Genomic DNA, 10,567 nt, shown 5'->3' with positions numbered 1-10,567 from the left:
ATCACCCGCAGCCGCCTCGGACGCCTCACTCGCCAAGGCTTCCTCACCCAACCCGAACGAGGCCGCTACCAGAAACGGACTTAACGTCCACTCAGAGCGGGCCCGGGTCACGGGAGTTGGTAGCTCCAGGACGCCGGTCTCGGGTCACGCGCGGCAGCCAGCCGCGCTTGTAATCTCAGCCGGAACACGACGGCACCTCTCGGGAACGGGGAGACGAAGACGCTGCCCCGCGCGGCTCCGTGCACAAGGGGCGGCATGGATCAACACACGCCGGGCCGGGGCCGTCTGGCCCGCCGCCCGGCTGGCATGGCGAGACAGTAGACGCGAAAGTCGGCCTCACCAAACGACCCCCAGCCGGGCCCGGGAGCCTGGAGCCGCTCATTAGGTACGGCCGCCGATCGCGGCTACCTTCCCCGGCATCCCCGCTTCCGGCGGCTGCCGCTGGGCGCCGCCCGGAGTGGGCCCAAGCATCATGCCCCGAAGGAAGATCCCTTGAGCTACAAGCTGCACCGCGGCGACGCCCTCACCGTGCTGAAGACCCTCCCGGACGAGTCCGTCAACGCCGTCATCACCGACCCGCCGTACAACTCGGGCGGCCGGACCACCTCCGAGCGCACCGGCCGCGACGCCCGCGCCAAGTACGTCACCAGCGGCTCCGCCCACGACCTCAAGACCTTTCCCGGCGAGAACCGCGACCAGCGCTCCTACCGCTCCTGGCTCACCGAACTCCTCACCGAGGCCTACCGGGCGAGCACCGAACACTCGGTTGCGATGGTCTTCTCCGACTGGAGGCAGGAGCCCACCACCAGCGACGCGCTCCAGATGGCCGGCTGGACCTGGCAGGGCACCATCCCCTGGATCAAGCCCGCCAGCCGCCCCCGCAAGGGCGGCTTCAAGCAGTCCGCGGAGTTCATCACCTGGGGCGTCAAGGGGACCCTCGACAACAGCCGGGACCTCTACCTGCCCGGCCACTTCGTCGCCAGCCAGCCCCGCAAGGACCGCGTCCACATCACCCAGAAGCCGCTGGAGATCATGCAGCAGCTCGTCCGGATCTGCCCCGAGAACGGCACCGTCCTCGACCCCTTCGCCGGCAGCGGCTCCACCGGCATCGCCGCCCTGCGCGAAGGCCGGCGCTTCGTCGGCGTGGAACTCTCCCCGCACTACGCCGAGATCGCCGAACGGCGCCTGCGCGCCGAGCGGACCCAGGTCGACTTCGTCCTCGCCGGACCGGAGGCGTGATGCGAACCACCACGGATCCGGCCCGCAGACGCGAAAGGGCGGCTGGAGCATCACGCTCCAGCCGCCCTGTCACGTCCGTCAGGACTCCTCGACCGCCCGCCGGATCAACGGCACCGCCTTCTCCACGTCCGCCGACGAGGCGGTCCGTACCTCCAGGTCACCCGTCCCCAGGTGCCCGACGCCGCGCACGTCCCGCGTGAAGCCGGCCGCCAGCTCGACCGTGTCAGGGTCCAGCCGTAGGTACATCAGCAGGACCTGGTGTCCTGGGCGGAACACGACGGACGCGACGTTCAACATCCGCCGGTAGGCGACGTAGTGCTTGAGCAGCACCACCTTTAGGTCGCCCGCCGCCGTCAACGCCTCGTCCAGCTCGCCGAACAGCTCCCGCAGGCACCCAGGCACCTCCACCTGCGAGGCCTGCGTCGGTCCGTTGTCCGCCTCACCGACCGAATCAGCCGGCACCAACGACGCATTCCCGGTGACGCCCGGGACCGTCTCGACCAGTTGCAGCGTCAGCAGGTCCGGACCGAAGAGCCGGTAGCGAACGAGCTCCACCCGGTGGTCCCGCTGGTGTAACGAAACGGCAGCCCGGTCGTGGCGCGAGAACTCGCCGGCGACACAGATCACCCGAGGCCGCCGCCAGTCGACTGCCTCCGCGACCTCGGCCCCCAGGCGTCTGCGCACCAGCGCCTCGAACTCGTGCCGGTGCGCCAACAGCCACCCCAGGTAGGACGTAGCCTGCGTGATCACGCCGGCATCCCGGCCACGCTTGAACTCGATGACCACCGGCACGCCGTCTTCGTCCAGCCCCAGCGTGTCGATCCGCCCCTGGTGCCACGGCCCCGTCGGATACTCCGACGCCAGGAACCGCACCCCCAGCATTGGCTCCAGAGCGTCCTCGACCCGACGCTGCAACTCCTTCTCCCGCGCCACGGTCGAGCCCCGTAGCTCGACATCACGGCCATCGGCACCCCGTTGGAACATTTTCAAGTCGGTCACTCGCGCCCCCTCCACCCGACCATGCATAAGGAGCAATCCAGAAGAGGAGCGCGGCATTCCTCCCGCGTCGTCAAAGTCGGCCATGATCTGGAGGTCGGGATCGAGTTCGTGACCCGACCCAGCCGGGATCTTCTGTACCCGTCGCGTGGCCAGGACATCAGGTGGGGCGAACAGTCGGTGCCGATCGGTCACGCCTTCACGGGGAAGAGGCTGTCATATGAGTGATCGATCACGCTCCTTCCCCCCGGTCGGCTACGGAGCCCCGTCGGTCGGCGGCTCCGTTTCCGCAGCGGTCGGTCTGGTCGGAACGGTGTGCGAGGTAGCAGCGGCGGCTGCGGCGTACTGTGCGGCGTTCAGCGGGCCGGAGGGACGGATGCGGCCGACCAGTAGTGCCAGGGCGATGCCGAATGCGCAGAAGAGGGTGAGCCCGATGGATGCCCGGGAGAATCCGCTCGCCAGCGCGTCCGCGGCCGTCGCGCCCGTCGCCTGGTGTCGACCGTAGACCGAGTTGGAGATGGCCGCGGTGACGGCGGTGAGGACGGCGGCACCCACGTAGCGGCCCATGTTGGAGATCCCGGAGGCGGCGCCGACCTGGTCGTCCGGCACACACGCGGTGGCCACCGAGGAGGAGGGGCCGTTTGCCAGACCCAGGCCGACGGCGAGGACGACCAGCGGTCCGACGAACGCCGCGTACGCCCAGGACGCGTGGACGAAGGTGAGCACGATGAACGCGGCGGTAGCGATGCCGAAGCCCACCGCGATCACGTTCCGGGCACCGATTTTGTCGACGAACGGCGTGATCAGAGGCGCGGTCACGACGATGCCCGCCGCCGCGGGCAGCGTGGCGAATCCCGCCTCCAGCGGGGTCATACCCAGACCGGCAGGGTTCTGGAAGTACAGGCTGCAGAGATACATGATCGCGTTGATGCAGCCGGCCACGACGAGGATGGCGACGCTCGCGCCGACGAGGAACTTGTTGCGCAGCAACTCCAGGTCGATCAGCGGGGTGTGCACGCGCTTCTCGACCAGAACGAACCCGATGAGCGCCGCCGCCGCGATCGCGAAGCAGGCCAGCGTCGGGGCGCTGAGCCAGCCCCAGTCTGCGCCCTCGGTCACCGCGAAGACGAACGGGACGAGGACGGCGGCGACGAGGGCCGTTCCCGCGAGGTCGACGGATCGCGGGCGCGACGGATCGCGGGACTCCGGGACCGTCCGGAGGGTCAGTGGGACGCAGGCGGCGGCGATGCCGGCGTCGATCCAGAACAGCCCCTGCCAGCCGGTGATGTCGACCAGTACGCCACCGAGCAGCGGTCCGGCTGCGGCCCCGGCGGCCGAGGCCGCTCCCCATAGCGACACCGAGCGCATTTGCGCTTCGCCGGAGATGCCTGCGGAGAGCAGGCTGAGTCCGCATGCGAGGATCGTCGAGCCTGCGGCGCCCTGGATCGCTCGGCCGGCGATTACCAGACCTCCGCTGTTGGCGAGCGCGATGAGCACGCACGACGCCACGAACAGCAGCAGGCCGCCGAGGAAGATCCGGCGCCGCCCGAAGATGTCACCCAGGGCGCCGGAGGTGACGATGACGGCCGCACCGACCAGGGAGTAGCCGGTCACGGCCCACTGGAGGCTGGCCAGGGAAGCGCCGGTGTCCTCGCTGATGGCGGGCAACAGGATGCTGACGGCGGAGGTGTTCGCGTTCACGACGAATGCGGAGACACAGGTGGCTGCCAGCACTCCGGTGGCCGCCCGAACGGGGGCCGCTCCGCCCCTGTCGCCGGTGCCCGTGCTCACCCCACGATCCCGAACTCGTGCGGGGCGTCGTTCGGGCCACGTGCGTCTGTCTCGGTCACCGTGACGACGGCCTCGATACGGACGCTCAACCGGCCGGACCGGTGGACACCGGGTTCGACGGGTAAGCACATGGCAGTGTCGAGCTCCTGGGGCCCGTCCGCGACCAGGTACGGGGGTTCGTCGGTGCTGGTACCGGTGCCGTGGCCTGGCGTGAGGATCGGCCGGGACAGTCCTGCCCCGGTGAAGGCGTCGGCCCTGAAGCGGGACCCCAGGTAGTGCGACGGTGTCCGGCGCCCTGGCATCCCCGCGGAACCGCCGTCCGGCGTAGCGACACCCGCACTGCGCATCGGACCCTCCCCTGACCGGCTGTGAGTTGGCACGTCACGTACGAGGATCGCCACGATGTGTCGCGGTCGCACGGCGGCCTGGGCCAACCGGGACGCCGGGTTCGAGCCGGAGCCGCAGCGGTCGGGTGTGCTGAACGGCTGAACGGTTGCCCCGAGCGGCGTAGGCGGGCGTGCGTCGGCCACGGAGGGTGTGAACAGTCTGGACGTGGTGCGCAAGGCGCCGAAGGTCAGGACGAGGAGACATCCCGATGAGCACCGTGGACGTACCGGGCGGTGATGCCGGCCGGGCCGGTGGAGCGAAGGCGGTCAGTGCGGTTCAGGCCGGGGCCGGGTCGAACAAGATCACCTGGCTGACGCTGGCCCTGATGACGACCAGTTCGGTCGCGAGCCTGCGCGCCGCGCCGACCATGGCGGTGTACGGCCTCGCCTGCGTGTTCCTCTACCTGTTGCCCGCGGTCGTGTTCCTGCTGCCGACGGCCCTGGTGTCGGCGGAGCTGGCCTCCGGGTGGAGCGGCGGGGTCTACAACTGGGTGGCGCAGGGCCTGTCGAAGCCGCTGGGGTTCCTGGCCGTGTGGTGCCAGTTCGCCATGACGATCTTCTACTACCCCAGTCTGCTCGCCTTCGTGGCCAGCACGATCTCCTATGTGATCAACCCCGCGCTCGCCAGCAACGGGGTCTACACCGCGATCGTCATCGTGGTCCTGTACTGGACCGGCGTCTGGGTGTCCTCCCGCGGTACCAACGCCGTTGCCGGCCTGGCCTCCTGGGGCCTGATCATCGGAACGCTGATCCCCGGCACGCTGCTGGTCCTCCTCGGATTCGTCTTCCTCGGACAGGGCAACCCGTCGGCCGCGCCGATGGACGCCTCCCACTTCTTCCCGCAGTGGACCGGCATCGCCAGCCTGGTGCTGATCGTCAACAACTTCCTCAGCTACTCCGGCATGGAGATGAACGCCGTCCACGTCAACAAGCTGCGCGACCCCGCCAAGGAGTTCCCGAAGGCGATGTTCCTGGCCATGGGCATGGTGCTGCTGATCTTCATCCTGCCGGCCCTGGCCATCAGCTGGGTCATCCCGGCTGACCAGCTCAGCCTCACCGCCGGCGTCATGCAGGCCTTCGACGCCTTCTTCCAGTACTTCCACATCGGCTGGCTCGTCCCGATCGTCGCGATCGCCCTGTGCTCCGCCTCCCTCGGCGGCATGCTCACCTGGCTCGCCGGCCCCTCCAAGGGCCTGCTGCTGATCTCCCGGCAGGAGGGCTACCTGCCGCCGTTCCTGCAGAAGCTCAACGCCCACGGCATCCAGCAGAACATCCTCGTCACCCAGGGCGCGGTCACCACCGTCATCGCCCTGCTCTACGCACTGATCCCCGACGTCTCCAGCGTCTACTGGATCTTCTCCGTGATCACCACCCAGGTCTACCTGATCATGTACCTCCTGATGTTCCTCGCAGCCATCCAACTGCGCCGCAAGCAACCCGACCACCCGCGCGGCTACCGCGCACCGCTGCTCACCACGATCTGCGTGGTCGGGTTCGTTTCCTCGGCGCTGGCCATGGTGATCGGCTTCGTGCCGTCCTCGCAGTTCGGCGGCGGCAGCGTGTGGGCCTACATCGGGATCGTCGGCGGCGGCCTGCTGCTGCTCGGAGTCGTGATCCCGTTCTCCTTCCTGAAAGCGCGCAAGCCGAGCTGGCGCCAGCCCGACGCCGACACCACCGAGGAGGCAGTGGCATGAGCCCCACCCGGATGGCGTCCCAGCACCGGTGGATCTACATCGGCGCGATCGTGGTCCTGGTCGGCATGATGATCGCTGCCCTGCTCACCTACACCCAGCAGAAGGCGACCAACGAGGCCTACCGGAAGGCGAACCAGCTGAACGACGCCCTGGTCGCCAAGGGCTTCGCCGCGCGCAACCCGCACAACATCGCCCTGACGCTGGGTACCGACGGGGGAGCGGTCTGCGACCGCCCCAACTCGGACCTTCGGCAAGGCCTGTGGCTCGCCCAGCTCGCCAACGGCGCGGGCGGCCCGGGCATGCGCCCGGTCATCGTCGACCGGCAGATTCTCGAAGCCGGCGCCGAGGTGATCAAGGTCTACTGCCCGGACAAACTGGCCGACTACCAGGAGCAGATCAACGACCTCAAGACCTCGGACGTCATCAATGACTGACGGGGCCGAGTGGCCGGTGGCACCGGTGGGACGGAGAACAGTGGCATGACCGGAGACCTCGCCACCCGGGTGGCCGAACTGATGCCCCGGGCCAAGACCGACCTCGCTGAGCTGGTGGCCATGCGCTCGGTCGCGGACCCCCGTCAGTACCCGCCCGAGGAATGCCGTCAGGCCGCAGAGTGGGTCGCCGCAGCCTTCACCGCGGTCGGGCTGGAGGACGTCCGCCTGGCCGAGACCCCGGACGGCAGCCACGCCGTGATCGGCCACCGGCCGCCCCCGCCGGGCGCCCCCACCGTCCTGCTCTACAGCCACTACGACGTCCAGCCCCCGCTCGACGACGCCGCCTGGACCTCCCCGCCCTTCGAGCTCACCGAGCGCGACGGCCGCTGGTACGGGCGCGGCGCCGCCGACTGCAAGGGCAACATCGTCATGCACCTCACCGCGCTGCGCGCGCTCGGCAACGACCTCCCGGTCGGGCTGAAACTGGTCGTCGAGGGGTCGGAGGAGCAGGGCACCGGCGGACTGGAGGCCTACGTCCCCGGACATGCCGACGAGCTGCGCGCCGACGCGCTGCTGATCTGCGACACCGGCAACGCCGCCGTCGGCGTCCCGACCGCGACGACGGCGCTGCGGGGCCTGGCGAACGTCGTGGTCACCGTCTCCACCCTGGCCGGGGACATGCACTCGGGCATGTTCGGTGGCCCCGCCCCGGACGCCCTCGCCGCATTGATCCGGATTCTGGACTCGCTGCGCGACGCCGACGGCGGCACCCGCGTCCACGGCCTCGACAGCGGCGGCACCTGGCCGGGTGCCGGCTATGACGAGCAGCAGTTCCGTGCGGACGCCGGGGTGCTCGACGGCGTCGCGCTGCTCGGCACCGGCAGCGTCGCGGACCGGCTCTGGGCGCGCCCGGCGGTCACCGTCCTCGGCATCGACTGCCCCCCGGTGGTCGGCTCGGCAGCGGCCGTCCCCGCCCGGGCCAGGGCCCGGGTCAGCCTGCGGGTACCGCCCGGAACGGACGCCGCTGCGGCCGCCGACGCACTGGCAGGCCACCTCGAGGCCGCGGCCCCCTGGGGCGCGAAGGTGACCGTGGAACGGGAGGGCACCGGCTCGCCGTTCCGTGCCGCCACGGAGGGACCCGCCTACGCCGCGCTCGACCGCGCCATGCAGGAGGCCTACGGCTGCCCGATCTCCTACCTCGGCCAGGGCGGTTCGATCCCGCTGTGCAACGTCCTCGCCTCGACCTTCCCCGACGCCGAGCTGATCCTGATGGGCGTGGAAGAGCCGCGCTGCCTCATTCACGCACCCAACGAGAGCGTCGACCCGACCGAGATCCAGCGGATGGCCCTGGTGGAAGCTCTGTTCCTGCGCCACTACCCCGAAGCCGTCAACCGCTGATCCCTCGTCGTCCCTCCGACCGGGAGCCCCCGCACGATGCCGAAACCGTTCACCGTCCAGGACTTCGCCGCCCGCATGGCCCGCGCCACGGAGGAGGCGGCACAGGCAGGCCTCTTCGGGCTGGTCGTCACACCCGGTCCCGACCTGCTCTACCTGACCGGCTACCAGCCGGTGGCCATCACCGAACGGCTCACCGCCTTGGTCCTTGCGCCGGACCGGCCGCCCACGATGATCGTGCCGAGGCTGGAACGCCCGGACGCCGAAGGCGCCGTCGGCGCGGCCGCGTTGAGGCTGGAGGACTGGACCGACGGTACCGACCCGTACGCCGCGGCCGCCCCGCTGCTCGATCCGCGGGGCCGGTACGGCATCTCCGACTCGGCCTGGGCCATGCACCTCCTCGGCCTGCTGGAGGCTCTCCCGGCCAGCAGCTACGTCCCGCTCACCCGCGCCCTCCCCATGCTCCGCGCCGTCAAGGACGCCGACGAGCTCGAACGGCTCGCCGCCGCGGGCGCCGCCGCCGACGAAGCCTTCCAGCGCATCGTCCACGTGACGTTCGCCGGGCGGCGCGAGATCGAGGTCGCGGCCGACCTCGCAGGTCTGCTCATGGAATTCGGCCACAGTCAGGTCGACTTCACGGTGGTCGGCTCCGGTCCCAACGGAGCCAATCCGCACCACGAAGCCGGCGAACGGGTCATCCAGCACGGCGACACCGTCGTCCTCGACTTCGGCGGCCTCAGGGACGGCTACGGCTCCGACACCACCCGGACCGTCCACGTCGGAGCCGACGCCCCCGACGAGGTGCGCACCGTCCACGAGGTGGTGCGCCGGGCCCAGCAGGCGGCCTTCGAGGCCGTACGGCCAGGCGTCGCCTGTCAGGAGATCGACCGCGTCGCGCGCGCCGTGATCACCGAGGCGGGCTACGGCGAGTACTTCATCCACCGCACCGGCCACGGCATCGGCCTGACCACCCACGAGCCGCCCTACATGGTCGAGGGGGAGGGGCAGCCGATGGTGCCCGGGATGTGCTTCTCCATCGAACCCGGCATCTACCTTCCCGGGCGTTTCGGCGTCCGGATCGAGGACATCGTCACGGTCACCGGGACGGGCGGCCGCCGGTTCAACAACACCCCGCACGACCTGGCCGTCGTCGCCTGACCGGTGATGGGCTCGGAACTCGGAACGGGAGGTGATCCGTTGACCGGCCCGACCGATGAGCCCGTCGAACCGGACCAGCTGGCCGACCTGATCGGCCGCCTGGCGGCGATCCAGCTGAACGCCAGCGGAGAGGGAGCAGAAGCCATCGCCGGAGTACTGGACGGCGTCGCCCGCCGCTACGGCGGCAGCTGCGCCAGCCAGATCGTCCCGGACAGCGCCACACTCTCACTCACCCTGCCCGGTGCGACGCGTACCTTCGTGGTCGCGGCCTTCCCGGACGTTGCCCGGCTGAGCCGACTCGCCGAGCTGAAACGTCTCGTCGAGGAGATCCAAGCCGGCAGGCTACCGCTGGCCGAGGCGCGGCGACGGGCATCGGCCATCGCCGATTCCCCGGACATCTACCCGCGCTGGCTGAGGCTGGTGGGCATCGTGCTGTTCGCGACCGGGTTCGCCCCCGCAATTCAGGAGACCTGGTACGAGATCGGGACCACGGCCGCGCTCGCCGCGATCGTGGCGGTGCTGGTCGGGGTGTCGGACATCAGCGCCGCGCTCCACAGGGTCCTGCCGTTGACGGCGGCGATCGCGGTGTCGGCCACAACGTTGCTGGCCTTCGCCGACAGCGGCACGCGCGGCGGCGCGGTCCTGCTCATGCTCCCGGCGCTGTTCTACTTCGTCCCCGGCGACTTCCTCAGCGCCGCAGTCAGCGAACTGGTCGGAGGTCACATCACCACCGGGGCGATCCGCCTGGTGTACGCGAGTGCGCTGCTGGTCCAGCTGTACGTGGGCATCCTGATCGGGGCCGCGCTGACCGGAACCCCGGTCAGCCGTTTCGACGACTTCACGGCGGCGGCCGAGCTGCCGCGCTGGTTCCCCGTGGTCAGCTGGGCGGTGTTCGCGGTCGGCACGGTCCTGGCCTTCGGCATCCCGATCCGGCTCCTGGGCTGGGTCCTGGCGCTCGCCTACCTGACGCTGGTGGTACAGGCCGCGACCACCAGGGCGTTCGGGGACAGCGGCGGCACCTTCGTTGCCGCCGCCGCCCTCTCGGCCGGGGCGTCCCTCCTGTCCAGGTCGCCGGGACGGCCGCCGAGACTGCTGCTCGTCCTCGCCGGCTTCTTCACCCTGACCGTCGGATCCCTGGGCGTGCGCGGCCTCACCACCCTCGTCGGCGGGCATCCCGTCCAGGGCTTCCGCGACCTGCTCGACCTGATCACCCTGGTCACCGTGCTCGCGACCGGCATGCTGCTGGGCGTAGCCGTCGTCCCGGCCCGTTCTCGGCACACGTGACGGCTGGTCACTTCGGCGACGGAATCGAACCCGGGTCGCGCTCGATCTCGTAGCTGCCGCTGCTTGAACCGTGCCGCGGCGGCGTCCATGTGGCGGGGGGGGTGCCTCTATGTCCTTCGTCAAGGCTGAAGGGGTCATGCTGCCGCGGTTTCGGGGGTGCGGGTTTCGTAGAGGGTGCCGTCTCGGAGCA

At 70.2% G+C, this 10,567-nt stretch carries 9 protein-coding genes; 6 read left to right on the top strand and 3 right to left on the bottom strand.

The window, feature by feature from the left end:
• The first annotated feature begins 492 nt into the window (after positions 1-492).
• Complete coding sequence (locus ACZ7KX_RS42110; RefSeq protein WP_470331243.1) at positions 493-1,239, top strand: DNA-methyltransferase; 747 nt, start codon at positions 493-495, stop codon at positions 1,237-1,239.
• A gap of 78 nt (positions 1,240-1,317) precedes the next feature.
• On the opposite strand, the gene ACZ7KX_RS42105 is transcribed toward ACZ7KX_RS42110, so the two are convergent.
• From ACZ7KX_RS42105 to ACZ7KX_RS42095, 3 genes are all read right to left on the bottom strand, one after another.
• The gene (locus ACZ7KX_RS42105) at positions 1,318-2,238 is read right to left on the bottom strand and encodes a DUF5655 domain-containing protein (protein WP_470331245.1); all 921 of its coding nucleotides are present in this window, start codon (positions 2,236-2,238) and stop codon (positions 1,318-1,320) included.
• A 252-nt stretch (positions 2,239-2,490) separates the two neighbouring features.
• The gene (locus tag ACZ7KX_RS42100; protein WP_470331244.1) at positions 2,491-3,969 is read right to left on the bottom strand and encodes an MFS transporter; all 1,479 of its coding nucleotides are present in this window, start codon (positions 3,967-3,969) and stop codon (positions 2,491-2,493) included.
• Positions 3,970-4,022: 53 nt separating this feature from the next.
• The gene (locus tag ACZ7KX_RS42095) at positions 4,023-4,328 is read right to left on the bottom strand and encodes a M24 family metallopeptidase (RefSeq protein WP_470331242.1); all 306 of its coding nucleotides are present in this window, start codon (positions 4,326-4,328) and stop codon (positions 4,023-4,025) included.
• A 293-nt stretch (positions 4,329-4,621) separates the two neighbouring features.
• Between ACZ7KX_RS42095 and ACZ7KX_RS42090 the strand changes: the two genes are divergently transcribed.
• The 5 genes from ACZ7KX_RS42090 to ACZ7KX_RS42070 are packed head-to-tail and all read left to right on the top strand — an operon-like array spanning position 4,622 to position 10,377.
• On the top strand, positions 4,622-6,106 hold the full coding sequence (locus tag ACZ7KX_RS42090; RefSeq protein WP_470331241.1) for an APC family permease: 1,485 nt from the start codon (positions 4,622-4,624) through the stop codon (positions 6,104-6,106).
• Complete coding sequence (locus ACZ7KX_RS42085) at positions 6,103-6,540, top strand: hypothetical protein (RefSeq protein WP_470331240.1); 438 nt, start codon at positions 6,103-6,105, stop codon at positions 6,538-6,540. The genes ACZ7KX_RS42090 and ACZ7KX_RS42085 overlap by 4 nt, the downstream gene beginning before the upstream one ends.
• Before the next feature lie 45 nt (positions 6,541-6,585).
• Complete coding sequence (locus ACZ7KX_RS42080; RefSeq protein ID WP_470331239.1) at positions 6,586-7,938, top strand: M20/M25/M40 family metallo-hydrolase; 1,353 nt, start codon at positions 6,586-6,588, stop codon at positions 7,936-7,938.
• 36 nt (positions 7,939-7,974) lie between these two features.
• Complete coding sequence (locus tag ACZ7KX_RS42075; RefSeq protein ID WP_470331238.1) at positions 7,975-9,093, top strand: aminopeptidase P family protein; 1,119 nt, start codon at positions 7,975-7,977, stop codon at positions 9,091-9,093.
• Positions 9,094-9,132: 39 nt separating this feature from the next.
• The gene (locus ACZ7KX_RS42070; protein WP_470331237.1) at positions 9,133-10,377 is read left to right on the top strand and encodes a threonine/serine exporter family protein; all 1,245 of its coding nucleotides are present in this window, start codon (positions 9,133-9,135) and stop codon (positions 10,375-10,377) included.
• The last annotated feature ends 190 nt before the right edge of the window (positions 10,378-10,567 follow it).

The sequence above is a fragment of the Kitasatospora sp. NPDC038210 genome, from assembly GCF_055600605.1.
Note: the sequence above shows the minus strand (reverse complement) of the source record. Positions and strands in the feature narration are given on the sequence as shown.

Coding starts and splice junctions, on each gene's coding strand:
- ACZ7KX_RS42090 (WP_470331241.1), top strand. CDS start 4,622: ATGAGCACCGTGGACGTACCGGGCGGTGATGCCGGCCGGGCCGGTGGA.
- ACZ7KX_RS42095 (WP_470331242.1), bottom strand. CDS start 4,328: ATGCCAGGGCGCCGGACACCGTCGCACTACCTGGGGTCCCGCTTCAGG.
- ACZ7KX_RS42075 (WP_470331238.1), top strand. CDS start 7,975: ATGCCGAAACCGTTCACCGTCCAGGACTTCGCCGCCCGCATGGCCCGC.
- ACZ7KX_RS42080 (WP_470331239.1), top strand. CDS start 6,586: ATGACCGGAGACCTCGCCACCCGGGTGGCCGAACTGATGCCCCGGGCC.
- ACZ7KX_RS42085 (WP_470331240.1), top strand. CDS start 6,103: ATGAGCCCCACCCGGATGGCGTCCCAGCACCGGTGGATCTACATCGGC.